Annotated in this window: 22 protein-coding genes, 3 tRNA genes and 1 pseudogene; 13 read left to right on the plus strand and 13 right to left on the minus strand. The window is 69.7% G+C overall.

The window, feature by feature from the left end; all coding sequences use genetic code 11:
• Nucleotides 1-210: 210 nt before the first annotated feature.
• Entirely contained in the window at nt 211-402 is a 192-nt protein-coding gene (locus STRIP9103_RS17010) for a DUF6274 family protein (RefSeq protein WP_048820435.1), read from the plus strand.
• Between the two features lie 617 nt (nt 403-1,019).
• Here the strand turns inward: STRIP9103_RS17010 and bldC are convergent.
• Together bldC and STRIP9103_RS17020 are read right to left on the minus strand one after the other, a co-directional pair.
• A complete protein-coding gene (gene bldC, locus STRIP9103_RS17015; RefSeq protein WP_003949541.1) occupies nt 1,020-1,226 on the minus strand; it encodes a developmental transcriptional regulator BldC in 207 nt (68 codons plus the stop codon).
• A gap of 654 nt (nt 1,227-1,880) precedes the next feature.
• Nucleotides 1,881-2,723, minus strand: coding sequence for a hypothetical protein (locus STRIP9103_RS17020; RefSeq protein WP_009313485.1), 843 nt, complete (start codon nt 2,721-2,723; stop codon nt 1,881-1,883).
• Between the two features lie 222 nt (nt 2,724-2,945).
• On the opposite strand from STRIP9103_RS17020, the gene STRIP9103_RS17025 reads away from it, so the two are divergent.
• On the plus strand, nt 2,946-4,064 hold the full coding sequence (locus STRIP9103_RS17025) for a Leu/Phe/Val dehydrogenase (RefSeq protein ID WP_009313464.1): 1,119 nt from the start codon (nt 2,946-2,948) through the stop codon (nt 4,062-4,064).
• 325 nt (nt 4,065-4,389) lie between these two features.
• The gene (locus STRIP9103_RS17030) at nt 4,390-4,647 is read left to right on the plus strand and encodes a DUF3073 domain-containing protein (RefSeq protein WP_048820436.1); all 258 of its coding nucleotides are present in this window, start codon (nt 4,390-4,392) and stop codon (nt 4,645-4,647) included.
• 245 nt (nt 4,648-4,892) lie between these two features.
• Here the strand turns inward: STRIP9103_RS17030 and purM are convergent, their stop codons facing one another.
• The 5 genes from purM to STRIP9103_RS17055 all read right to left on the minus strand — a co-directional run bounded on the left by purM (nt 4,893) and on the right by STRIP9103_RS17055 (nt 9,582).
• Nucleotides 4,893-5,963, minus strand: coding sequence for a phosphoribosylformylglycinamidine cyclo-ligase (gene purM / locus STRIP9103_RS17035; protein WP_009313490.1), 1,071 nt, complete (start codon nt 5,961-5,963; stop codon nt 4,893-4,895).
• Nucleotides 5,964-6,018: 55 nt separating this feature from the next.
• On the minus strand, nt 6,019-7,545 hold the full coding sequence (gene purF, locus STRIP9103_RS17040; protein ID WP_009313477.1) for an amidophosphoribosyltransferase: 1,527 nt from the start codon (nt 7,543-7,545) through the stop codon (nt 6,019-6,021).
• Between the two features lie 84 nt (nt 7,546-7,629).
• A complete protein-coding gene (locus tag STRIP9103_RS17045; RefSeq protein ID WP_048820440.1) occupies nt 7,630-8,445 on the minus strand; it encodes an META domain-containing protein in 816 nt (271 codons plus the stop codon).
• A gap of 101 nt (nt 8,446-8,546) precedes the next feature.
• The gene (locus tag STRIP9103_RS17050; protein WP_009313484.1) at nt 8,547-9,344 is read right to left on the minus strand and encodes a maleylpyruvate isomerase family mycothiol-dependent enzyme; all 798 of its coding nucleotides are present in this window, start codon (nt 9,342-9,344) and stop codon (nt 8,547-8,549) included.
• A gap of 10 nt (nt 9,345-9,354) precedes the next feature.
• On the minus strand, nt 9,355-9,582 hold the full coding sequence (locus STRIP9103_RS17055) for a hypothetical protein (RefSeq protein ID WP_009313482.1): 228 nt from the start codon (nt 9,580-9,582) through the stop codon (nt 9,355-9,357).
• 422 nt (nt 9,583-10,004) lie between these two features.
• Here STRIP9103_RS17055 and STRIP9103_RS17060 point away from each other — a divergent pair, with 422 nt between their 5' ends.
• Nucleotides 10,005-10,982 (plus strand): ArsR/SmtB family transcription factor, encoded by a 978-nt coding sequence (locus STRIP9103_RS17060; RefSeq protein WP_009313494.1) that lies wholly within the window; start codon nt 10,005-10,007, stop codon nt 10,980-10,982.
• Between the two features lie 122 nt (nt 10,983-11,104).
• Entirely contained in the window at nt 11,105-11,668 is a 564-nt protein-coding gene (locus STRIP9103_RS17065; RefSeq protein WP_009313470.1) for a L,D-transpeptidase family protein, read from the plus strand.
• Between the two features lie 87 nt (nt 11,669-11,755).
• Here the strand turns inward: STRIP9103_RS17065 and purL are convergent, their stop codons facing one another.
• From purL to purS, 3 genes are read right to left on the minus strand one after another with little or no spacing between them, the layout of a single operon-like run.
• Nucleotides 11,756-14,014, minus strand: a complete 2,259-nt coding sequence (gene purL, locus STRIP9103_RS17070; RefSeq protein WP_009313462.1) for a phosphoribosylformylglycinamidine synthase subunit PurL — start codon at nt 14,012-14,014, stop codon at nt 11,756-11,758.
• Nucleotides 14,011-14,691: a phosphoribosylformylglycinamidine synthase subunit PurQ gene (purQ, locus tag STRIP9103_RS17075; RefSeq protein WP_009313475.1), complete on the minus strand. Its 681-nt coding sequence runs from the start codon at nt 14,689-14,691 to the stop codon at nt 14,011-14,013. The genes purL and purQ overlap by 4 nt, the downstream gene beginning before the upstream one ends.
• The gene (gene purS / locus STRIP9103_RS17080; RefSeq protein ID WP_009313473.1) at nt 14,688-14,951 is read right to left on the minus strand and encodes a phosphoribosylformylglycinamidine synthase subunit PurS; all 264 of its coding nucleotides are present in this window, start codon (nt 14,949-14,951) and stop codon (nt 14,688-14,690) included. The genes purQ and purS overlap by 4 nt, the downstream gene beginning before the upstream one ends.
• Before the next feature lie 491 nt (nt 14,952-15,442).
• Between purS and STRIP9103_RS17085 the strand changes: the two genes are divergently transcribed.
• The 8 genes from STRIP9103_RS17085 to STRIP9103_RS17120 all read left to right on the plus strand — a co-directional run bounded on the left by STRIP9103_RS17085 (nt 15,443) and on the right by STRIP9103_RS17120 (nt 20,280).
• On the plus strand, nt 15,443-15,760 hold the full coding sequence (locus STRIP9103_RS17085) for a histone-like nucleoid-structuring protein Lsr2 (RefSeq protein WP_009313460.1): 318 nt from the start codon (nt 15,443-15,445) through the stop codon (nt 15,758-15,760).
• Nucleotides 15,761-16,018: 258 nt separating this feature from the next.
• Nucleotides 16,019-16,090: transfer RNA gene (locus STRIP9103_RS17090), tRNA-Gly, on the plus strand.
• Nucleotides 16,091-16,169: 79 nt separating this feature from the next.
• Nucleotides 16,170-16,245 (plus strand) — tRNA-Gly (locus STRIP9103_RS17095).
• Between the two features lie 124 nt (nt 16,246-16,369).
• Nucleotides 16,370-17,359 carry an ABC transporter ATP-binding protein gene (locus STRIP9103_RS17100; protein ID WP_009313465.1) on the plus strand — a complete coding sequence of 330 codons (990 nt, stop codon included), beginning with the start codon at nt 16,370-16,372 and terminating at the stop codon, nt 17,357-17,359.
• Nucleotides 17,360-17,415: 56 nt separating this feature from the next.
• On the plus strand, nt 17,416-18,228 hold the full coding sequence (locus STRIP9103_RS17105; RefSeq protein WP_048820438.1) for an ABC transporter permease: 813 nt from the start codon (nt 17,416-17,418) through the stop codon (nt 18,226-18,228).
• A 13-nt stretch (nt 18,229-18,241) separates the two neighbouring features.
• A complete protein-coding gene (locus tag STRIP9103_RS17110; protein ID WP_009313458.1) occupies nt 18,242-19,552 on the plus strand; it encodes a sensor histidine kinase in 1,311 nt (436 codons plus the stop codon).
• Nucleotides 19,549-20,181 carry a response regulator transcription factor gene (locus STRIP9103_RS17115; RefSeq protein ID WP_009313492.1) on the plus strand — a complete coding sequence of 211 codons (633 nt, stop codon included), beginning with the start codon at nt 19,549-19,551 and terminating at the stop codon, nt 20,179-20,181. The genes STRIP9103_RS17110 and STRIP9103_RS17115 overlap by 4 nt, the downstream gene beginning before the upstream one ends.
• Nucleotides 20,182-20,204: 23 nt before the next feature.
• Nucleotides 20,205-20,280, plus strand: a tRNA-Gly gene (locus STRIP9103_RS17120).
• A gap of 144 nt (nt 20,281-20,424) precedes the next feature.
• Here STRIP9103_RS17120 and STRIP9103_RS17125 read toward each other — a convergent pair.
• The 3 genes and pseudogenes from STRIP9103_RS17125 to STRIP9103_RS51535 all read right to left on the minus strand — a co-directional run.
• Entirely contained in the window at nt 20,425-21,330 is a 906-nt protein-coding gene (locus STRIP9103_RS17125) for a phosphoribosylaminoimidazolesuccinocarboxamide synthase (protein WP_009313468.1), read from the minus strand.
• A 132-nt stretch (nt 21,331-21,462) separates the two neighbouring features.
• Nucleotides 21,463-22,929: a N,N-dimethylformamidase beta subunit family domain-containing protein gene (locus STRIP9103_RS17130; protein ID WP_009313488.1), complete on the minus strand. Its 1,467-nt coding sequence runs from the start codon at nt 22,927-22,929 to the stop codon at nt 21,463-21,465.
• A gap of 352 nt (nt 22,930-23,281) precedes the next feature.
• A pseudogene (locus tag STRIP9103_RS51535) lies at nt 23,282-23,990 on the minus strand (hypothetical protein); the annotation flags it as partial.

Here is a 23,990-nt window from a genome sequence, read left to right on the forward strand (position 1 = left end):
CCTCTTCGTCTGATCGTGAGAGGCCCGCATTCGTTGAGGATGCGGGCCTCTTTCGTGTGCGGCGCCCACGTGTCTCGCCCCCGCCGCCGCCGGCCACCCCACTCCCCCGAGCTACTGGGCGCCCTGCCCCAAGCGGAGCATTGGGGGTTGACGGGGTCACATTCCGTCGGTACTTCAGACAGCAGGGCTCTTCGACCCTGGAGGTGGCGTATGGCGGCTTCCGCCCGGCATGAGACCCGCGCGTTGCTCCGTGCGCATCTGTCGGCCGCCTCCTCGTACCGGCACCTCACCCGCCACTGCCCCATCTGCCACAGGCTGCTGCGGCTGGCGACGGAGCCCGCCACGGCCGCCGAGGACGGCGTCGAGGGCCCCGCGGACGACGAGAGCCCCTCCAAGGCGTAAGCCGGGCTGCCGCGCGCCCCCAGGACGCCTCAGCGCGCTCCGGCGCGCCCCCGGGCGCTCGGCAGGCGTGAGGTAGCAGGATCGGGGAACACGCCCACAAGGAGATGTCCGCCCCTCAACTCCCGTCCGCCCTACCGCAGGTAAGGCGTCCGCAACAAGCAGCACGACATGTGACGGGTGTCACTGTAGAAGTTTCCCGAAGGTCTACTCTTACCGGGCTCCTACAACTGGTCAATTTAATATGTGCAATTGCACCAGTCTCGGAGGGCCCACACAGGAGATCCGACAGCCCTCCCCAGAGTCCGACAGTCCCGCTCACACACCCGCCCACAACCCGGCGTTCCCGAACCCCGGGCACACACGCCGAACCTCGGGCACCCCTTCTCGAACCCCAGCCCCCACCCCCGGGCACAAAAAAATCGCGCTGGACCCGGCGGAGTCCAGCGCGATCGACGACGCACCCTTGTGAAAAGCCCGGTGTGGCTCGGGCGTGGGACCTGTTGGGGCAGGGCCCGCGTCGCTTGGAGCGGTGGTGCAGCTGAGCGGTGGTGCTGAGCTGCGGATTCGGGCGTCTCGGCCGATTGGGGGACCAGTCGAGATGCCCTGTTATGCAGTTGTCAGGCCTCGCTGCGCTGCTGCGGAATACCCGCGAGCAGTGCGCGGACCTCAGCCTCGCGGTAACGGCGGTGTCCGCCGAGCGTGCGGATGGATGTGAGCTTGCCGGCCTTCGCCCACCGCGTGACCGTCTTGGGGTCGACGCGGAACATGGTGGCGACCTCAGCCGGGGTCAGCAGCGGCTCGGCATCAGGGGTGCGAGCGGTCATGAGCGGCCTCCTCGGGAGAACCGAACCTTCTCGGTTCTTTCCTCTAAATTCTGCACCTTGACCCGCGTTGCCCGAAATGGCGGACGCGAGTCGAGTCGGTTATAGGACGAACGGCTTGTCCTCGGCACTACAACTACACCATCTGTCCAGCCGCGTCGGCCAAACCGATGGAATTGCCCTCCCAGGTGTTCATCAGCGACGGATGCCGATGGACCATGTCATAGCGGACAGTCACGCCGCTGTGACGATCAGTCACAGTGGCGCTCAGGAGTCACGAGACCCCCCAAAGCGTGCAATGCTGAGATTCCGCCCATAGGTGGGCAGATGGAGCCTCCCCCGGACTCCTTGTCCTATTTTGGCATGAGGAGGTGCGTAAGAGGCAAGGCCCTCGTAAGTGCAATCCGTCACGCTTGACTACTGCTTGACGGAAAAGCCCGGATCGGGGCCTACGTCCCACGATGACGCCCCTATGGAACTTCAGTGCGTCAAGCTTGGGCCAAGGGTGGACAGTTCACCATGCTTCAGCCTATGTGGAAAGCCTTTTCTCATGGGCCCCACAAGTCACAAGTACGGCTGGGACGTTCATCCGACTCAGGTCTCGGGTCAGGTGTCGAGCAAGTCGATGTCGAGCAAGTCGATGTCGAGGAAGTCGCCTCAGTTCGCCGAGCGCCGGTCCCGTACCGCCCGCCAGCGTTCGACCAGACGTCCGTACGCCTCCCCGGCGGCCAGACCGTCCCCGGTGCGCAGGGCCTCGATGCCCTCGGCCACGTCGGCGGCCGAGTGATCGCCGTCCAGCTCGGTGGCGGGCAGGACGTGCACCAGCCCGCCGTAGTCCAGCTCGACGAGCGAGCGCGGGTGGAACTCCTCCAGCCAGCGGCCCACATCGATCAGGCCGTCGATCAGTGGCCCCTCGTCGAGGGTCTCCCGCAGGGCCCGCAGCCCGCGCGCCACGCGCCGCCGCGCCTGCACCATGGGAGTGCGATAGCGAAGCACGGGCGAGGTCTCGCCGGTGCCCTTCTCGTACGTCCGCTCCTCGTCCGAGACGAGGACGAACCAGTTCAGCGGGACGTGCCAGGTGGAGGTGCGGATCCACGGGCGGGCGTCGGGGTTGCGGGCCATCCAGCGCTCGTAGTCCTGGCTGGCCTGCCGGCGCACCAGTGGTGGCAGCACCGCGTCCAGGACCGGGGCGGGCAGTTCCTCGGCCAGATCGCCGAGTGCCTGCCAGCCGCGCAGCCGGGTGCGCCAGGGGCAGACGCAGACCGTCCCGTCGACCTCCAGCACGAAGGCGTCGCTGCTCTCGTGCACCGGCACCGGAATGGGCGGGATCGGCACCAGGTCCGCGAGCGAGCGGCGCAGCTCGTCCTGGTAGGAGGGCCGGTCGGTACGGCGGGCGTAGCGCGCCCAGTGGCTGCGCTCGGGCTCGGGGAAGGCGGCCAGCGGCTCGTAGACGCGGAGGTAGGACGCGTACGGGACGATCACCGAGGACACCTTGGGCACGCCTGCTCCCTCCCCCGAGAGCACCGGGGGAAACCTGCGGAATCCCCTCACAAGCGGGCACGAAAGCTGTACGGACCGCACCACGGCCGTACTCCAGGAGGGGGTGGTCCCGTGGCTGCGCCCATGTCCGGCCGTCACAGGCTCTACTCTCATGCCCACAGCCCCCGCCACCCGTACGGGAGCCCGTCTCCACTCGCCTCTGATCACCCAGGAGTCACCACAGTGACCGACGTATCCGACGGCGTCCTGCACACCCTGTTCCACTCGGACCAGGGCGGTCACGAGCAAGTCGTGCTCTGCCAGGACCGGGCCAGCGGCCTCAAGGCCGTCATCGCCATCCACTCCACCGCGCTGGGCCCCGCCCTCGGTGGCACCCGCTTCTACCCCTACGCCACCGAGGCCGAGGCCGTCGCCGACGCGCTGAACCTCGCGCGCGGGATGTCGTACAAGAACGCCTTGGCCGGGCTCGACCACGGCGGCGGCAAGGCCGTCATCATCGGGGATCCCGACCGTCTCAAGACCGAAGAGCTGCTGCTCGCCTACGGGCGGTTCGTGGCCTCGCTGGGCGGCCGGTACGTCACCGCCTGCGACGTCGGCACGTATGTCGCCGACATGGACGTCGTGGCACGCGAGTGCCGCTGGACGACGGGCCGCTCGCCGGAGAACGGCGGGGCCGGCGACTCGTCGGTCCTCACCGCGTTCGGCGTCTACCAGGGCATGCGGGCCTCCGCCCATCACCTGTGGGGCGACCCCTCGCTGCGCGGGCGCCGAGTGGGCATCGCCGGCGTCGGCAAGGTCGGCCACCACCTCGTGGAGCATCTGCGGGCGGAGGGCGCCGAGATCGTGATCACGGATGTCCGGGAGGAGGCCGTACGGCGGATCCTCGACCGGCACCCGGGAAAGGTCTCCGCGGTCGCCGACACCGACGCGCTGATCCGCGTCGAGGGGCTCGACATCTACGCCCCCTGCGCGCTCGGCGGGGCGCTCAACGACGACTCGGTGCCCGTGCTCACCGCCAAGGTGGTGTGCGGCGCCGCCAACAACCAGCTCGCGCACCCGGGCGTCGAGAAGGACCTCGCCGACCGCGGCATCCTCTACGCGCCGGACTACGTCGTGAACGCCGGCGGGGTCATCCAGGTCGCCGACGAGCTCCACGGGTTCGACTTCGAGCGGTGCAAGGCGAAGGCCGCGAAGATCTACGACACCACGCTCGGGATATTCGCACGTGCGAAGACGGATGGCATCCCGCCGGCTGCCGCGGCCGACCGGATCGCCGAGCAGCGGATGCACGAGGCCTCGGCGGAACGCGGGCGCGGAGCCACCGCGCAGCGCGGGCACTGAGCCTCCGCGCGGCGGTCGTGCGGCCCTTGCGCGCGAGGGTCGCACGACTTCGGCCGGTACCCGCCGGTGGATTTGGAGAGAACTCTCACTCCGACCGGCGGGTCGTCCGCCAAGAAACGGTTAAAATCACCGTTGACCAGCGGGGACGGGGCTCCTCGCAGGTTCTGGGCGCAGGCACGTCATGCGGGCGACGTACCGTATGGGCGCGGGCTCAGGTACCGTGGAAGCCCTACGGACCGGTCTCTCCACGGAGAGCCCGTTCCAGATCATGAACGCGTGTCAAGACTCTGGGGCCATCGAGCCCCGTCACCGAGGGGGTCGAGCCATGGGGCGCGGCCGGGCCAAGGCCAAGCAGACGAAGGTCGCCCGCCAGCTGAAGTACAACAGCGGTGGGACTGACCTGTCGCGTCTGGCCAGCGAGCTGGGCGCATCGACTTCGAGCCAGCCTCCGAACGGCGAGCCGTTCGAGGACGACGAGGACGACGACGACCCGTACGCGCGGTACGCGGAGCTGTACAACAGCGACGACGAGGACGAAGAGGACGATGAGTCCGGTCCCGCGTCGCATCGCCGCGGAGCGTGATGCCTGCGGCAGCTTAGCCGTGCCTTCCCTGGTCCGGTGCGTTTCGGCGCAGCCGGGCCAGGGTTTTGTGCTGCCGTTGCGTTTTGGGTGCCCGGTAGTTGGTTTGGGCGCCTAGTAGCTCGGGGGCTGCTGTTGTTTGGCGGGTGCGGGTGCGTTGTGGCTGGTCGTGCCACGCGGTGGAGCCGCATATCGATACAGTCCCGCGCCCCTTTTGGGCCTTCGGCCCATCAGGGGCGCCCTGCCGCTCAGCCTCGTGCGTAGTCGCCCAGCAGTTCCGCGCCTGTGGCGTGGTCTGCCCGGTCCGTGATTTCGCCTGCCAGCCAGGACTCCACCCCGCGGTCCGCCAGTGTGGTCAGGGCCACATCCACCGACTCCTGGGGGACGATGGCGATCATGCCCACGCCCATGTTCAGGGTCTTTTCCAGCTCCAGGCGGTCCACCTGGCCCGTCTTTCCGACCAGGTCGAAGATCGGGGCCGGGGTCCAGGTGGAGCGGTCGACCGTGGCGTGGAGGGTGTCGGGGATCACACGGGCCAGGTTGGCGGCCAGGCCGCCGCCGGTGATGTGGGAGAAGGCGTGGACCTCGGTCGTACGGGTGAGGGCCAGGCAGTCCAGGGAGTAGATCTTGGTGGGCTCCAGGAGCTCCGCGCCCAGGGGGCGGCCGAGGTCGGCGATCTCGGTGTCCAGGGAGAGGTTGGCCTGGTTCAGCAGTACATGACGGACGAGCGAGTACCCGTTCGAGTGAAGGCCTGAGGACGCCATGGCGATCACCGCGTCACCCTTACGGATACGATCCGGGCCCAGCAGCCGCTCCGCCTCCACCACGCCCGTGCCGGCGCCGGCGACGTCGAAGTCGTCCGGGCCGAGGAGGCCGGGGTGCTCGGCGGTCTCGCCGCCGACCAGGGCGCAGCCGGCGAGGACACAGCCCTCGGCGATGCCCTTGACGATGGCGGCGACGCGCTCGGGGTGGACCTTGCCGACACAGATGTAGTCGGTCATGAACAGCGGTTCGGCGCCGCAGACCACGATGTCGTCCATCACCATCGCGACCAGGTCGTGGCCGATGGTGTCGTAGACGCCCAGCCGGCGAGCGATGTCGACCTTCGTGCCGACGCCGTCCGTGGCGGAGGCGAGCAGCGGGCGCTCGTAGTTCTTGAGGGCGGAGGCGTCGAAGAGGCCGGCGAAACCGCCGAGGCCGCCGAGGACCTCGGGGCGCTGCGTCTTCTTCACCCACTCCTTCATGAGTTCTACGGCGCGGTCGCCCGCCTCGATGTCGACGCCCGCGGCTGCGTAGCTGGCACCAGTTGTCTCAGACATGACGGTGAGAACTTTCGTGTCGTACTGCGGCAGTAAGCAGGGGGTACGGGCGGACTTACGGACGGCGGATCGCGTCGGCGGCGGCCGTGGCGGCCGGGCCGGCGGCCAGCTCCGTCTCCAGCAGCTGCTTGCCGAGCAGTTCCGGGTCCGGCAGCTCCATCGGGTACTCGCCGTCGAAGCAGGCGCGGCAGAGGTTCGGCTTGGCGATGGTGGTCGCCTCGATCATGCCGTCGATGGAGATGTACGCCAGGGAGTCGGCGCCGAGAGAGGTGCCGATCTCGTCGATGGTCATGCCGTTGGCGATGAGCTCGGCGCGGGTGGCGAAGTCGATGCCGAAGAAGCAGGGCCACTTCACAGGGGGAGAGGAGATCCGGATGTGGACCTCCGCCGCGCCCGCCTCGCGGAGCATGCGGACGAGCGCCCGCTGCGTGTTGCCGCGGACGATCGAGTCGTCGACGACGACCAGACGCTTGCCCTTGATGACTTCCTTGAGCGGGTTCAGCTTCAGACGGATGCCGAGCTGGCGGATCGTCTGGGAAGGCTGGATGAACGTACGACCGACGTACGCGTTCTTGACCAGGCCGGCGCCGAACGGGATGCCGCTCGCCTCGGCGTAGCCGATCGCCGCCGGGGTGCCGGACTCCGGGGTCGCTATGACGAGGTCGGCCTCGACGGGGGCTTCCTTCGCGAGCCTGCGGCCCATCTCCACGCGGGAGAGGTACACGTTCCGGCCGGCGATGTCGGTGTCGGGGCGGGCCAGGTAGACGTACTCGAAGACACAGCCCTTGGGCTTCGCTTCCGCGAAGCGGGAGGTGCGCAGGCCGTTCTCGTCGATGGCGATGAACTCGCCCGGCTCTATCTCGCGGACGAAGCTGGCGCCCGTGATGTCGAGGGCGGCGCTCTCGGAGGCGACGACCCAGCCGCGCTCGAGGCGGCCGAGGACCAGCGGGCGGATGCCCTGCGGGTCGCGGGCGGCGTAGAGGGTGTGCTCGTCCATGAAGACGAGGGAGAAGGCGCCGCGTACCTGCGGGAGGACCGCGTGGGCGGCCTCCTCGATGGTCAGCGGCTTGCCGTCGGCGTCGACCTGGGCCGCGAGGAGCGCGGTGAGCAGGTCGGTGTCGTTGGTGGCCGCGACGCGGGGCGTACGGCCCTCCTGCTTGGGCAGGTCGGCGACCATCTCGGCGAGCTGGGCGGTGTTGACCAGGTTGCCGTTGTGGCCGAGCGCGATGGAGCCGTGCGCGGTGGCACGGAACGTGGGCTGGGCGTTCTCCCAGATGGAGGCGCCGGTGGTCGAGTAGCGGGCGTGACCGACCGCGATATGACCCTGGAGGGAGCCGAGCGAGGTCTCGTCGAAGACCTGGGAGACCAGGCCCATGTCCTTGAAGACGAGGATCTGGGAGCCGTTGCTGACCGCGATACCCGCGGATTCCTGGCCCCGATGCTGGAGGGCGTAGAGCCCGAAGTACGTGAGCTTGGCGACCTCTTCGCCCGGGGCCCAGACACCGAAGACGCCGCATGCGTCCTGGGGGCCTTTCTCGCCGGGGAGAAGGTCGTGGTTGAGTCGTCCGTCACCACGTGGCACACCACCGAGTGTAGGCGAGATCGCGCACCGGTCCGAATCCGCTGATCTCGCCCGCCCCTGTCCCCGACTGTGGTCCGGTGCCCGTCACTTGTCCGCGACTGCGGTGAAGCCCGTGTTGTTTTCGCTGGTCAGCGTGATGGTGCGGTGATCGATCCGATATGTCACCGTGCCCTTGAAGAAGTCCAGCAGGCTGCGTTCGACGGCCATGAGTGAGTCGGAGCACATCCGGCGCGTGGTGCGCGCGTTGCCGAGGGTGATCCGGTCCTCGCTCACGGTCGCCTCGGCGGAGACCTTGTTGCAGCCGAGGGTGCCGCTGATGGTTCCGGCCTTCTTGTCGAGGGTCAGCCAGGCCTTGCCGTCGGCGCCCTCGGGGAGCGAGCCGGCCACGTCCTGCTCGAGGAGGGCGTTGACCTTCCACTTGGTGCCGTACAGCTCGGCGGGCTTCTCCTCGCTCAGCTTGATGGTGTCGCCCTTCTCCGAGGTGAGCGTGAGCTTGCCGTCGCCCGACTCGGCGGTGAGTTCTCCGGTGTCGAGGGTGGCGGCGAGGGACCGCTCGAACTTCATGTTCACGTCACCGCAGGCCATCTCGGTGGACATGGTGGTCTCGAAGTCGATGCGGTCGCCCTCGATGGCGGCGGTCGAGCCGAAGGTGTTGCAGCCGTAGTTGCCGTCGACCTCGCCCTTGTCGCTGATCTTCAGGTACGCGCTGTCGGGGGCCTGCTCGGTCTTCCCGCCGACGGTCAGGCTGTCGACGGTCCAGCGGATGCCGGTGAAGGAAGACTTCGTCGTGCCCGATCCGACGTTGCTGCTGCCGGAGCCGTCGGCCGACTCGGTGCCGCAGGCCGCGAGCAGCGGAAGCGGAAGCAGGGCCAGGGCGGTGAGGGTCAGTCGCTTGTCCATGCCGGTGGGACGGGTGGGGTGGGTGGGCGGTTCCACGCCGATTTCGATGAGCCGTTGAGGAACGGGAGCCCTTGGAGAGCGGGAGCCCCTGGGGAAGGGGCTCAGCTGATCACGGGGAGCAGCTTGCCGAGGTCGGCCCGTCCGCCGCTCGCCGTGACCTTGGCCTCGTCCAGGGCGGTGGCCCAGTCCAGGCGGCCGGTGGCGAGGCGGACCCAGGTCAGGGGGTCGGTCTCGACGACGTTCGGCGGGGTGCCTCGGGTGTGCCTCGGCCCCTCCACGCACTGCACGACGGCGTACGGCGGGATCCGGACCTCCGTCGAGCCGCCGGGCGCCCGCGCGGCGAGGGTGTCGGCGAGGAGCCGGACGCAGGTGGCGAGGGTCTGGCGGTCGTACGGGATGTCGAGGCCGGGGACGGCGGCGTTCAGGTCGTCGGTGTGGACGGCGAGTTCGAGGGTGCGGGTGAGGAGGTAGTCGTCGAGGGTCATGCCGCCGGCGCGGGTGTCGATGAGGCGGCCTGGTGGGGTCGCGTCGAGGGCGTCCGTGATCCGTTGGCCGACCCGGGCGTAGAGGGCGGTGAGGTCGGGGTTGGCCTCGGCCAGGGTGCGGCCGGCCTCGGCGACGGCGTCGGCGTACCGGGCGCTCACGGAGGCGTAGTCGAGCATGTTCAGCTCGCCCTTGGCGGGCTCGGGCCGCTCCAGGGCCCGGCTGACGCTGTCGACGGCCATGGTGATGTGCGCGGCCAGGTCCCGTACGGTCCAGGCGCCGAGCCGGGTGGGCAGGGCCAGCTGCTCGGGGGTGAGGGTGCCCACGGCCTCCCGTACGTTCCCGAACTGGGCCAGCACGGCCGTGCGGGTCTTGGCGGGGTCGTAGGCGCGGGGGCGTTTCTTGGCCGGGGGCATGGTCGCGAGCCTATTCGGTGGGGAAGGCGGAGGGGGCTGGGAATGTGATGTCGCCGCAGTCGCGGGCGGCGGTGATGTGGTCGACGTAGGCCCTGGAGAGGGCGCGGATGCGGGGGCCGATCGTTTCGACGTACGAGTAGGAGACGGTGAGGGTGCGTACCGCGGGTTCGCCGTCGCAGGTGGAGGAGGCCCACCACACGGCGCCCAAGTCGGTGCGCCCCGCCGTGCCGGGCCGCATGGGGTCCGGTCACCGCCGAACGCCTGCGCCTGGACCCGGATCCGCGTCCGGTGTCGGTGCCCCGCCGAGAAGCCCGTCGCCGTGGGGGCCGTGCACGGCGCCACGGGCGCGGGGCGTACGGCGTACGCCTGCCGGGACCGCGCCGCCTGAACCTGAACCCACCGACGACGTCCCGCCCGCGCCCGGGCAGGATGCCCGCGCAGGAAAACCCCACTCACTCCAGGGCCTCCACACAAGGTGCGGCAACATCCACAACACGTCCGAAACGAATCCGGTGCGCCTGTCGCGCCGCTTTGGTCCGTCCTGTGCACCGCCCGCATGCTCTGCCCTGAATCCTGAAGCAAGTGTCGTGTACGCGGACAGTCACGGGGGCTGACCCACACCACAGGCACACGGCACGGGACGAACGGGGGACGTTCGGCGTGTTACGTATTCACTTCGGATCGGAGGACTTGGCCCGGCTGCGCGTGGCGGCGGGTCCGGACCCGCTCTGGGAGATCACGCACAGCCTGCACCGCCTGCAGAGCAGGACAGGACGCCTGGCCTACGCCCACTGGTTCCACGACGCCCGGCCCGCCCTGGCCGGCACCCCGCTGGGCACCGTGGTGAAGAAGCTGTTGATGCCGGTACTGCCACGCGCGGTCTACTTCCCCGACTTCCTGACCCCGCACGCCGGGAACGAGGGCCTGGACGACGGTCTGTCGGCCATCCTCGACACACCGCCCGCCCGTGTGCGGGACGAGACGGAGACCCTCCGTCGAGTCGTCGGGGCGCCCGCGTGGGTCACCCGGCTCGCGGAGCCGGAGTCCCGTCGGGAGTTCACCGCGGCCCTTCGCGCCTACTACGAGGCGGTGCTCGCCCCGCACCTCGACACCATCCAGGCCCGCGTCGACAACGAACGCGCCCTTCGCACCCGCGCGTTCCTCGACGGCGGGGTCGACGGCCTGCTCACCGGCCTCGCACCCGGAATCCGCTGGCGGCCCCCGGTGCTGGAGGTCGACTACCGCGGGGACCGCGACCTGCACCTCGACGGGCGCGGACTGCGCCTCCTCCCCTCGTACTTCTGCTGGCGCACCCCGACCTCACTCGCCAACCCTGACCTGCCCCCCGTCCTGGTCTACCCGCTGCACCACACACCGGCGCCCACGCCCCAGCGCCCGGCCGACGACGACGCGCCCCTGGCCATGCTGCTCGGCCGGACCAGGGCGGCCGTGCTGCGCACCGTCGCCTGCGGGGCCACCACCTCGGAGTTGGCCCGCATCCTGGGGATCTCACCCGCCACGGCCACCCACCACACGACCGTGCTGCGCGACGCGGGCCTCGTCACCAGCCACCGCAACGCCAACACCGTGCTGCACACCCTCACCCCGACCGGCGCGGCACTGCTCCGACCGGGGTGAGCAGGGTCTTTTGAGGCCCGTCGAAAGTCGTGGCCCCCGCTCCACGGCCGCTGGGACCGTTACCTCGTGCTGAGCGGATGAGCACGGATCTGCACACGGTCGACACAACGGGAGGAACAACCATGCGTATGGGCAAGCGAGTTGCCGTCGCGGGCAGCGTTCTCGCACTCGGCGGGTTCATCGCCGGACTGACACCCGCCCAGGCGGCGCCCAGCGGGGCGCAGGCGATCAAGTACCACTTCGTGTTCGACAAGAAGACGAACACGGACTCGCGTCTCATTCTGGTCAAGACGCAGCCCAACAAGCCCGCCCAGAAGGTCGCCTCGTGGCGGGCCGGCTCGGGGACCACCACGGACAGCTGCAAGAAGAACAAGGGCTGGCTGCCGAACGGCACGTACGAGATCAAGCGGTACAACACCAACTACAACGGGTCCCTGATCAAGGGCTACGCCTTCCAGCTGTCCGACAAGAGGTGCAAGCCCGGCGGCACCCTGCGCGACGAACTCTTCATCCACAGCGAGATGAAGAAGGACGGCAACCAGGGCAACACCGAGGCGACGCGCTGGGACGGCAACAGCGACTACAAGTCGGCCGGTTGCATCAAGCTGAAGCCGTCGGACATCAGGAGCGTCTACAAGGCAGCCAAGAACGTCGGCTTCCCCCGCACGCTCAAGGTCGTCAGCTGACCCCGCACCGCACATGACGTGAGGCCGCCGCCCCAGGCACACGAGGGATACCTGGAGCGGCGGCCTTCGCCGTCGTACGACCGGGCTCTACGCCAGCAGCGCCGGGATCGTGCCCTCGTGGGCCTCGCGCAGCTCATCCAGGGTGAGCGTGAACTCGCCCTGGACGTCCACGGTGTCTCCGTCGACGACACCGATGCGCGTGGCCGGCAGGCCCCTCGCGCCGCACATGTCGTTGAAGCGGACCTCCTCGGAGCGGGGGACGGCCACGAGAGCGCGGCCCGCCGACTCCGACAGGAGGAACGTGAACGCGTCCAGGCCGTCGGGGACGATCAGGCGCGCCCCCTTCCCGCCGAGCAGGGCCGACTCGACGACCGCCTGGATCAGACCGCCGTCGGACAGGTCGTGGGCCGAGTCGATCATGCCGTCGCGGGAGGCGGAGATCAGGATCTCGGCCAGCAGGCGCTCGCGCTCCAGGTCGACGGCCGGGGGCAGACCGCCCAGGTGGTCGTGGACGACCTGGGACCAGGCCGAGCCGCCGAACTCCTCGCGCGTGTCGCCGAGGAGGTAGAGCAACTGCCCCTCCTCCTGGAAGGCGACCGGCGTGCGGCGGGTCACGTCGTCGATGACGCCCAGGACCGCCACCACCGGGGTGGGGTGGATCGCCACCTCGCCCGTCTGGTTGTAGAGGGACACGTTGCCACCGGTCACCGGGGTGCCCAGCTGCTGGCAGGCGTCCGCCAGACCGCGTACGGCCTCCGCGAACTGCCACATCACGGCCGGGTCCTCGGGCGAGCCGAAGTTCAGGCAGTCGGAGACGGCGAGCGGCTTGGCGCCGGTCGTCGCCACGTTCCGGTACGCCTCCGCCAGCGCCAGCTGCGCGCCCGTGTACGGGTCGAGCTTGGCGTAGCGGCCGTTGCCGTCGGTCGCGATGGCGACGCCGAGGCCGGTCTCCTCGTCGACGCGGATCATGCCGGAGTCCTCGGGCTGGGCGAGGACCGTGTTGCCCTGCACGAAGTGGTCGTACTGGGAGGTGATCCACTGCTTGGAGGCCTGGTTGGGCGAGGCCACCAGCTTCAGGACCTGCTCGCGCAGCTCCTCGCTCGTCTCCGGGCGCGGCAGCTTGTTCGCGTCGTCCGCCTGGAGCTCGTCCTGCCAGGACGGGCGGGCGTACGGGCGCTCGTACACCGGGCCCTCGTGGGCGACGGTCCGCGGGTCGACGTCGACGATCTTGCCGCCGTGCCAGTAGATCTCCAGGCGGTCGCCGTCGGTCACCTCACCGATGACGGTGGCGATGACGTCCCACTTCGCGCAGATCTCCAGGAAGCGGTCGACCTTCTCCGGCTCGACGACCGCGCACATCCTTTCCTGCGACTCGCTCATGAGGATTTCCTCGGGGGAGAGCGTGGAGTCGCGGAGCGGTACGTCGTCGAGTGTGACGCGCATGCCGCCGGAGCCGTTCGAGGCCAGCTCGGACGTGGCGCAGGACAGGCCGGCCGCGCCGAGGTCCTGGATGCCCACGACCAGCTTCTCCTGGAACGCCTCCAGGGTGCACTCGATGAGCAGCTTCTCCTGGAAGGGGTCGCCGACCTGGACCGCGGGGCGCTTGCTCGGCTTCGCGTCGTCGAAGGTCTCGCTCGCGAGGATCGACGCGCCGCCGATGCCGTCGCCGCCCGTGCGGGCGCCGTACAGGATGACCTTGTTGCCCGCGCCGGAGGCCTTCGCGAGGTGGATGTCCTCGTGCCGCATGACGCCGATGGCACCGGCGTTGACCAGCGGGTTCCCCTGGTAGCAGGCGTCGAAGACGACCTCGCCGCCGATGTTGGGCAGGCCCAGGCAGTTGCCGTAGCCGCCGATGCCGGCGACGACGCCCGGGAGGACGCGCTTGGTGTCCGGGTGGTCGGGCGCGCCGAAGCGGAGGGGGTCGACGACGGCGACCGGCCTGGCCCCCATCGCGATGATGTCGCGGACGATGCCGCCGACACCGGTGGCCGCGCCCTGGTAGGGCTCGACGTACGACGGGTGGTTGTGCGACTCGACCTTGAAGGTGACCGCGTAGCCCTGGCCGACGTCGACGACGCCCGCGTTCTCGCCGATGCCGACGAGCAGGGCGTCGGACTGCGGGGCCTTCTCGCCGAACTGGCGGAGGTGGACCTTCGAGGACTTGTACGAGCAGTGCTCGGACCACATGACCGAGTACATGGCGAGCTCGGCGCCGGTCGGGCGGCGGCCCAGGATCTCGACGATCCGCTCGTACTCGTCCTTCTTCAGGCCGAGTTCGGCCCAGGGCAGCTCGACGTCGGGGGTCGCGGCCGCGTGCTCGACCGTGTCCAGAGGCGTCCGGCTCATGCGTTGACCAGCTTCTTGAGGATCGAGGTGAAGAAGGGGAGACCGTCGGTGCGGCCGGTGCCGATGATCGGCTCGACGGCGTGCTCCGGGTGCGGCATCAGGCCCACGACGTTGCCCGCCTCGTTGGTGATGCCGGCGATGTCGCGGAGCGAGCCGTTGGGGTTGAAGTCGAGGTAGCGGAAGGCCACCCGTCCCTCGGCCTCCAGCTTGTCGAGCGTGTACTCGTCGGCGACGTACCGGCCGTCCATGTTCTTCAGCGGGATGTGGATCTCCTGGCCCGCCTCGTAGTCGACCGTCCAGGCCGTGCTCGCGTTCTCCACCCGCAGCTTCTGGTCGCGGCAGATGAAGTGGAGGTGGTCGTTGCCGAGCATCCCGCCCGGGAGGAGGTGGGCCTCGGTGAGGATCTGGAAGCCGTTGCAGATGCCGAGGACCGGGAGGCCGGCCTTCGCCTGGTCGATGACCGTCTCCATCACCGGCGAGAAGCGCGCGATCGCACCGGCGCGCAGATAGTCGCCGTAGGAGAAACCGCCGCACAGCACCACCGCGTCGACCTGGTGGAGGCCCTTGTCCTTGTGCCAGAGAGCGACGGGTTCGGCGCCGGCGAGCCTGATCGCACGCTGCGTGTCCCGGTCGTCGAGGCTTCCCGGAAATGTGACGACGCCAATACGAGCGGTCACTTTCCCGCCTCCGCGACTTCCTCGACCTTGACGGTGAAGTCCTCGATCACGGTGTTCGCGAGGAAGGATTCCGCCAGTTCATGGATGCGGGCGAGCGCGGCGTCGTCCACCGGTCCGTCAACTTCCAGTTCGAATCGCTTTCCCTGACGTACGTCGGAGATGCCCTCGAAACCGAGGCGCGGCAGCGCGCGCTGCACCGCCTGGCCCTGGGGGTCGAGGATCTCCGGCTTGAGCATGACGTCGACTACGACGCGTGCCACTGGCACTCCCGGTGTTGTGGTGCTGAGCTGGTTCCCACAGGCTCTCCTACAGGTGTCTTCAGACTACCCGCACAAAATTTCTACGCGGGTAGATTCGTAGGAAACTACAGGGAATCGGCATGATCAGCCATGATTCAACGGCGATCAGAAGTGATCAGCGGCGATTCACTCGCAATCAGTGGCGATTCGGTCGCGATCAGTGGTGATCGGCGGCGACGGCGGTCACGATCCGGTATCGGATCCGGTAACCCACCCCGTATCCGATCCCGTATGGAGTGATCCTCTCCGGGAAAAGTTCATGGAAAGATCTCCGCACCCTATTGCGCGACGGACGCGCGGACGGATTAAGTCTGTCTCACATTGCAATGCCGGGGCCTGTACAAATGAATTGGCAATAGCCGATACTTTGCCCAAATAACAGCCGGACAACCGACATCCCCGGGCGTAAGGGCACGCCAACGGAGAGATGTCGTACGAAGGGACCGATATTCGTGGCGCAGCGTGTCGTGGTCACTCTCTCCGACGACATCGACGGCTCGGAAGCGGCGGAGACGATCGCCTTCGGACTCGACGGCAAGTCGTACGAGATCGACCTCAATGAAGCCAATGCCGAGAAACTGCGTAAGGCGCTCGCGCCGTACGTCGAGGCCGGTCGCAAGCGGTCGAAGTCGGGCAAGGCGTACAAGCAGACCCAGGTCGCCCCGGACCCGGCGGCGGTCCGCGCCTGGGCCCAGGCCAACAAGATGGAGGTCCCGGCACGTGGCCGCATCCCGAAGAAGGTGTACGAGGCGTTCACCGCGGCGCAGTGAGCCGTGGGGCCGGTGAGTGCCGCCGGCTTCGGTGAGCGCCGGGGGCTGCGGTGAGTGCCGCCGGTTCCGATGGGTGCCGGGGGCATCGGCGAGTGCCGTGGTCCCGATGAGTCGGGGGCGGATGACCAGCCGGACGTGGGTCGACGACCGGTCATCCGCCTCCCACGAGAACCGACTTGCGTTGCACCCCTCCCAGTCGGCTAGAGTCTGGAGCACACCGACGGGCGAGGCCGAAAAAGCCCAGCTCATCGGAGTTACGCGGGTGTAGTTTAGTAGCAGAACAACCCCCTTCCAGGGGGAAGGCGCAGTGTGCAATTCCTGTCACCCGCTCTGCATCACCGGTCTGATCACGCTTTCGATCAGGTAGGATGGTGCCCGCGCCGATCGGTGGGAGCCGGTCGGAGGCAATGCGGACGTAGCTCAGTTGGTAGAGCGCAACCTTGCCAAGGTTGAGGTCGCGAGTTCGAGCCTCGTCGTCCGCTCCAGTGAAACCCCGGCCCGATGGGCCGGGGTTTTCTTGTGTGCCTGACTCCGGGCTCTGACATTTGTCATGCCGAGTGGTGACACCGGGCACTGCTACCCGAGCCGAGGCGCCGGGACGCTGAAGGCATGAAGACGAACGGGCACGAGGGCGTGAGCAGTCACGATCACGAGAACGTGATCGAGGTCACCGACCTGCGGCGCGTGTACGGGGGCGGTTTCGAAGCCGTGCGGGGGATCACGTTCTCCGTCGGCAAGGGGGAACTCTTCGCGCTGCTGGGCACCAACGGGGCGGGGAAGACATCGACGGTCGAGCTGCTGGAGGGGCTTGCCCCGCCGTCCGGCGGGCGCGTGCGGGTGCTCGGGCACGACCCCTACACGGAGCGGGCCGCCGTACGGCCCCGGATCGGCGTGATGCTCCAGGAGGGCGGCTTCCCCTCCGAGCTGACCGTCGCGGAGACGGTACGGATGTGGGCGGGCTGCACGAGCGGGGCCCGGCCGGTCGGGGAGGCGCTGGAGATCGTAGGGCTGGGGCGGCGGGCCGACGTACGGGTCAAGCAGTTGTCCGGGGGTGAGAAGCGGCGCCTCGACCTGGCGCTCGCGCTGCTCGGGCGGCCCGAGGTGCTGTTCCTGGACGAGCCGACCACCGGGCTCGACGCGGAGGGCCGTCAGGACACCTGGGAGCTGGTACGGGAGTTGCGCGACGGGGGTACGACCGTGCTGCTCACCACCCACTACCTGGAGGAGGCGGAGGGTCTGGCCGACCGGCTGGCCATCCTCCACGAGGGCGGCGTCGCCGCGACCGGCACCCCGGCCGAGGTGACCGCCTCCCAGCCGTCCCGTATCTCCTTCGACCTCCCCGACGGCTACTTCCTCGGCGACCTGCCGCCCCTCGCCTCCCTGGGCGTCACCGGGCACGAGATCGACGGCCGCTCGGTGCTGCTCCGCACGAACGAACTTCAGCGGACCGCCACGGGATTGCTGGTGTGGGCCGAGCGGGCGCGGGTCGAGCTGGGGCGGCTTGAGGTGCGGTCGGCCTCGCTGGAGGAGGCGTTTCTGCGGATCGCCCGGGAGACGGCTGCCGCCGCCGAGGCCCGGAAGGAGGAGTCGGCCGTATGAGCCGCATGAGCAGCACAAGCAGCACAAGCAGCACAAGCAGCACAAGCAGCACAAGCATGCGTACGGGCACGAGTGCGGGTACGCGTGCCGGTGCCGGTACTGGTGCGACCACCGTCAAGAGCCGTCTGGCCGCCCTCGCCCGCGCCGAGCTGACGCTGCTGGGGCGGAGTCGGGCCACGCTGATCACCGCGGTGCTCGTGCCGTTGTTGTTGCCGCTCAGTGTGCGGTCGGCGACGGACGACATGGAGCTGGAGAAGGAGGGGCTGAGCGTAGCGACGGTCATCCTTCCCGCCGCCATCGGCTTCTCACTGCTCTTCGCGATCTACACCGCCCTGACCAACGTCTATGTCGTACGCCGTGAGGAACTCGTCCTGAAGCGGCTGCGCACCGGTGAGCTGCGCGACCCGGAGATCCTGGTCGGCGCCGCGCTGCCCGCCGTCGGCATCGGGCTCGCGCAGTGCGTGCTCGTCACGGTCGGCTGCACGGTCCTGCTCGATGTCGAGGCCCCGCCCGCGCCCCAACTGGCCGTGCTGGGCGTGCTGTTGGGTGTCGTGATGTGTGTGGCGCTGGCGGGGGTCACGGCGAGCTTCAGCCGTACGGCCGAGAGCGCCCAGGTGACCTCGCTGCCGTTCATGTTCGTGGCGGTGCTCGGCTCGGGCATCACTGTCCCCCTCGAAGTGCTGCCCGACCGCGTGGCCTCCGTCTGCGAACTGCTGCCGCTCAGCCCCGTGATCACGCTGGTGCGCGGCGGCTGGACCGGTGACCTGTCGGCGTACGAGGCGCTGGGCGCCGTCGCCACCGCGCTGGCCTGGACCGTGCTCGCGGTGTTTGCTGTACGGCGGTGGTTCCGCTGGGAACCGCGCCGATGAGGGGAGTTGGGGGATGCGGGGGCCGGTGGCCTGGTGGCGGGGGAAGACCACCCCGGCGAAGGTGGAGACGTACACGCGATGGTCGTTCCACTCGTTCCCGTTGTTCGAGGTCGTCGCGTTCGGGCTGCCGCTCTTCGGCAAGGTGCCCATGCCTCACGCGGGCTGGCTGTTCGCGCTGTTGTGCGTCCACGGCACGCTCTGTGCGGTGACCGGTGCCCGGGCGCTCGACTGGGTGCGGGGCAGGCGCGACCAGCCCCTGCGGCTGATGTGGGCGGTCGCGGTGGCCAGCATGCTGATCGGGGGCGCCGCGTTCGTGCTGGCCGGCCGCGAGGCCGTCGAGGACGCCGCCACCGCGCTGGGCGGGATGTTCGGGGGCGTGATGATCTTCGGCGTCGGGGGGATCGCGCTCGGCATCCGCAGTCGGCGAAGCGTGCTGTACCTGGTCGCGGGCTTCTCGGTGAGCTCCTGGATCCTGGGCCTCGTCCTGGGCGCCACCGTGACCGACGCGCTGGCCGTGGCGATCGGCGTGCTGCTTGGCACCTCGTTCTTCGCCTTCACCGCCGTCTTCTCCGTCTGGCTCCTCAAGGCCGTCTACGAACTCGACGCCGCCCGCGAGACCCGTGCCCGTCTCGCCGTCGCCGAGGAACGGCTTCGCTTCGGGCGCGATCTGCACGACGTGATCGGCCGCAACCTCGCGGTCATCGCCCTCAAGAGCGAACTGGCCATCCAGCTGGCCCGCCGGGAACGGCCCGAGGCCGTCGAGCAGATGATCGAGGTCCAGCGGATCGCCCAGGAGTCGCAGCGGGAGGTGCGCGAAGTCGTACGCGGCTATCGCGAGGCCGACCTCGGGGTGGAACTCGCCGGGGCGCAGGGTGTGCTGGAGGCGGCCGGCATCGACTGCTCGGTCGACGGGGCGGTGGATACGTCGGGGCTGCCGGGTGAGGTTCAGTCGGCGCTCGCCTGGGTGGTGCGCGAGGGGGCGACCAACGTGCTGCGGCACGGGAACGCCGGGCAGTGCGCGGTGACGTTGCGGGTGACGGAGGGGCAGGTGGTGCTGACCGTGGAGAACGACGGGATACGGGGGTCCGGGGACGGGCCGGTCGGGGACGGGTCGGCTGGTGGCGGGTCGGTTGGTTCCCGGTCGGTCGGGGCCGGGTCCGGGCTCGCTGGGCTGCGGGAGCGGCTGGCGATTGTGGACGGGGTCCTGGAAGCGGGGCCGGTGGCTGGTGGGGAGGCGTTCCGGGTGGTGGCGCGGGTGCCGCTGGCCTCGGGGGGCGCGTCGGTCGCGGCCGGCGCGGGTGTCGTACGGGAGGTCGCGTCGTGACCGCCGTATCGGAGGCCGGGCGGCCCGTGCGGCTGCTGCTCGCCGATGACGAGCATCTGATCCGGGGGGCGCTGGCCGCGTTGCTGGCGTTGGAGGACGATCTGGTGGTGGTCGCGGAGGCGGCCAGCGGGCCCGAGGCGTTGGCGATGGCGCGGGCGCATGAACCGGACGTGGCGGTGCTGGATCTGCAGATGCCCGGGGCGGACGGTGTGAAGGTGGCCACATCGCTGCGGGCCGAGCTGCCCGGGTGCCGGGTGCTGATCGTCACCGGTCATGGGCGGCCGGGGCATCTGAAGCGGGCGCTTGAGGCGGGTGTGCGCGGGTTCGTCCCCAAGACCGTCAGCGCGCAGCGGCTCGCCGAGATCATCCGTACCGTGCACGCGGGAAACCGCTACGTCGACCCGGAGTTGGCGGCCGACGCGATCTCCTCCGGGGACTCGCCGCTGACCGCGCGGGAGGCCGAGGTGCTGGAACTGGCCGCCGACGGGGCGCCCGTCGCGGAGATCGCCGAGCGGGCCGCGCTGTCCCAGGGGACCGTACGGAACTATCTGTCGTCGGCCGTCTCCAAGCTCGGCGTGGAGAACCGTCATGCGGCCGTGCGGCTCGCGCGTGAGCGAGGTTGGGTATAGTTGCTCTCGCGCCACGGCGCACTGCGGACGTAGCTCAGTTGGTAGAGCGCAACCTTGCCAAGGTTGAGGTCGCGAGTTCGAGCCTCGTCGTCCGCTCCAGTGAAACCCCGGCCCGATGGGCCGGGGTTTTCTCATGGCCCGGGTCTCCCGGGTCTTCCGGGCTCACGGTTGCTCAGGGCCTGCCCCCGGTTGCTCGCGACACGCCCCCCCCGGTTTCCCGGGGGGGCGTTCGTGCGGCTACGGCTACGGCTGTGACCAGCTGATGCTCGTCAGACGCTCGTACGCCTCGATGTACTTGGCGCGGGTCGCCTCGACGACGTGGTCGGGCAGCGGAGGCGGGGGCTGCTCGCTCCTGCGGTCCCAGCCGGACTCGGCGGAGGTCAGCCAGTCGCGTACGAACTGCTTGTCGAAGGACGGCTGGGCGTGGCCGGGCTCCCACTGGTCGGCCGGCCAGAAGCGGGAGGAGTCCGGGGTGAGGACCTCGTCGGCGAGGACGAGGGTGTCGTCCTCGTAGCCGAACTCGAACTTGGTGTCGGCGAGGATGATGCCCCGGTCGCGGGCGATGTCACGGGCCCTGCTGTACACGGCGAGGGTCGCCTGGCGCAGCTGGGCGGCGGTCTCCGCGCCGACCTGGCGGGCCACCTCCTCATAGGAGACGTTCTCGTCGTGTTCGCCGACGGCGGCCTTGGTGGCCGGGGTGAAGATCGGCGCCGGGAGCTCCGAGCCGTCGGCCAGGCCCTCGGGGAGGGCGAGGCCGCAGACCGTACGGGAGTCGTTGTACTCCAGCAGGCCCGAGCCGGTGAGATAGCCGCGGGCGACGGCCTCCACCGGGATCATCCGCAGGGACTTGCAGATGAGGGTGCGGCCCTCCCAGTCGGCGGGGGCGCCCGGCGGGAGTTCGGTGCTCAGGACGTGGTTCGGGATCAGGTCGGCGAGCCGGTCGAACCACCAGAGGGAAAGCTGCGTGAGGACGCGCCCCTTGTCGGGGATCTCCGTCGGCAGTACCCAGTCGAACGCGGACAGTCGATCGCTGGCGACCATCACGAGGTCGCCCGCCTCGTTCTGGTACAGCTCGCGCACCTTGCCGGTGTGCAGATGCACCAGGCCCGGAACCTGAATCGGCTCGGGCTTTTCTACGAATCCGGACACGGTTCCTCCCCGTGGTGATGTCCAAGTGGCTCGATTGTCCCGCATCGGGACGGTCGATCTTGGCCAGGGGCTGTGGTCGGGATGGGGGTGGCGGGCGTGTCGAGGGGGCTCAGTGGCGTTCTGCGCGGGGGCTCAGTCGCGTTTGCAGATGCGGTCCAGGAGGTTGGCGGTGGCTCGTTGGATGCGGGTGTCCACGTGGTCGGGGCGGTCCAGGGCCGGGGACCATGCGAAGGTTCCGGATGCGAAGACCCAGGCTCCGGAGGGGGCCCGGTAGAGGGAGGTCTCCTGGTGGCGGAGGGCGCCTGCGGCGTCCCGGTACGGGGAGTGGGCGAGGAGTATGCGGCCCTGGTGCTCGGGGAGCGGGGTGCGCGGGAAGTAGCGGTCGGCCTCGCCGGCGACCATGCCGTGCAGTTCGTCGCCCTCGTGGGCTCCGGTCGCGTCCCAGAGCCAGTGGTCGGCGTTGCGCACGACCAGGGGGTGGGGTTCGGGGACCCGGCCCTCGTACTGGATGCCCATCAACTGCTGCTCGGGGCGGTCGATTTCGCGCCACAGTGCGGGTTTTCCGGGACCCCGACGTTTTCGGCAGGTCAGGAGGCGGTCGGGGACGCCGGACGGGGACGGGCTCAGCTCCACCTGCCAGTACATGGTGTTGGCGGAGAGGAAGACGAGCGAGGTGCCGCTGTCACGGGCGATCTCGGCGGTACGGCGCATCCGCGTGGACCAGTACTCGTCGTGGCCCGGGAAGACCAGCCCCCGGTAGCGGGTGGGGTCGACGCGGCCGGAGTGCAGATCGCGGGCGTCGGCGTAGGCGAGGTCGTAGCCGTAGCGCTCGGCCCAGCGGATGACGTCGTAGGCGTGGCCGACGTGGAGGGGGAGGCCGGCACCGGCGTACGGGCGGTCGAAGGAGACGGTGGTCGCGGCGTCGGACTCGCCGAGCAGGCGGCCGTCCTCGTCCCAGGCGTGGTAGAAGCTGGCGCCCGTGCGGCCGTCCTCCGGATACAGGTTGTACGCCTGCCAGGTGACGTCCGGGAGTACGAGCAGCAGGTCGGCCGGGCGGTCGTCGCGGACGGTGAACGGTACGTGGGAGCGGTAGCCGTCGGCGGTGGTGAGGACCGCCACGTACGCGCCGGTGTTCCAGTAGCTCGGGATCTGAAGGCGCCAGGACAGCCACCAGTGGTGGCAGGAGACCGTGCGGTCGGCCGTGAGGGGCGGCGGCTGGACGATGCCGGAGAGGCGGGGGCTGGTGGTGATCTTCGCGGCGCCGTCGCCGGCGTAGTGGCCGATGCGGTAGATGTCGACGCCGAATTCCTGGGGCGGGTCCACGGTGATGTGGAAGTCGATGGACTCACCGGGCGCGGCGGCGCCGGTGGCCGTGAACCCCTTGATCTGGCGTTGGACGTCATCGGCGGAACGGGGGCCGCCGGGCGAGGAGCGGGGGGCCGGGACACGGGGGCCGGTGGCTTTTCCGGTGCGGGACTCGGGTGGGGCCTGGTCCACGTACCAGGGGATGATCTGGCCGGTGTCGTCGAAGTACGTCACATTGCCGCGCAGCCAGGGGACCGGGCCCTGCCCGAAGGGGTCCGTCACGGCGTGGGCCATCGCGCCTGATTCCCAGCGGCGGATGCGGTGCTTCGAGCGGTCTGCGGCGCCTGATTCTTGTGCGTTGCCTGCATGGCGTGCGTGGCTTGCGTCTTCTGCGTGGTCCAAGTGGCGCAAGTGGTGCAAGTGGTCTGAGCCGTCCGAGTGCTCCGAGCTCATGAGTTCTCCCCTCCCTCGTGCCCCCGTGAGCTGTCGCAAGCTCTTACTGAGTACGCGAACGGTCCCAGCACATCACATTACGCACCCATTCCGTCACCGTTCGTTGTTAATTGGTGAGAGTGGAACAGGACGCTCCGGATGGAGAGTTGGGGAGTCCGTCCAGCTGGGGAGTCCGTCGCCCGGGGTGCACGAATCAGACCAGGCGTACCGGTTTCTCCGGGCGGACGCCGAGGTGGCGTAGCCAGTCGCGGAGGGGGGCGGGGTCGCCGTCCTCCACGAGGGTGAGGATCCGGGGGGTGAGGTCGGCGGCCCGTTGGCCGTTGACCAGGAGGGAGGGGCCGTCCAGCCAGTCGAGGGCGGGGGTCGCGCCGGCCGTGTCCATCGCCGCGCAGCAGACCATCGCGGTGATGTGCTCGGCGAGCAGTTCGCGGCCGGTGCGGGGCGGTTGCATCGGGAACAGCGGCAACAGGCCGTCGTCCCACAGCGCCCGGTCCGGGCCCTGCGGTTCGGAGGCGCCGGGTCCGGTCTGACCGGCGTCGGCCGCCGGGGCCGCCGCTTCCTCACGCGCCAACTCGGCGGTGAGGCCTGCGGCCAGCGCGGCGGAACGGGGGTTGGCGAGGTCGGCCTCGGCGTCATCCCCGGGGGCGGGGGGAGCGCCGGTGAGGGGAGGGCTTGCGGGGTTGCCGGGGGCGGGGCGGGCGTCGTCGTCACCCGGGGCGGATATGCCCCGGGCGTCATCGCCGCCGGGGGTGGATATGCCTTGTCGCTTCGGCCCGGGGGCCTGGCCCTGGGCATGCTCCTGGTCGTGGGCATGCCCGTGCTCGGGGGTGAGGTTGTGGTTGTGGTTTGGGCCGAGGGCGTGGTCGGGGCCCCGGAACGTCAAGTGGGCCAGTACCCGTGCC

The sequence above is a fragment of the Streptomyces ipomoeae 91-03 genome, from assembly GCF_000317595.1.
Classification (GTDB): Bacteria; Actinomycetota; Actinomycetes; order Streptomycetales; family Streptomycetaceae; genus Streptomyces; species Streptomyces ipomoeae.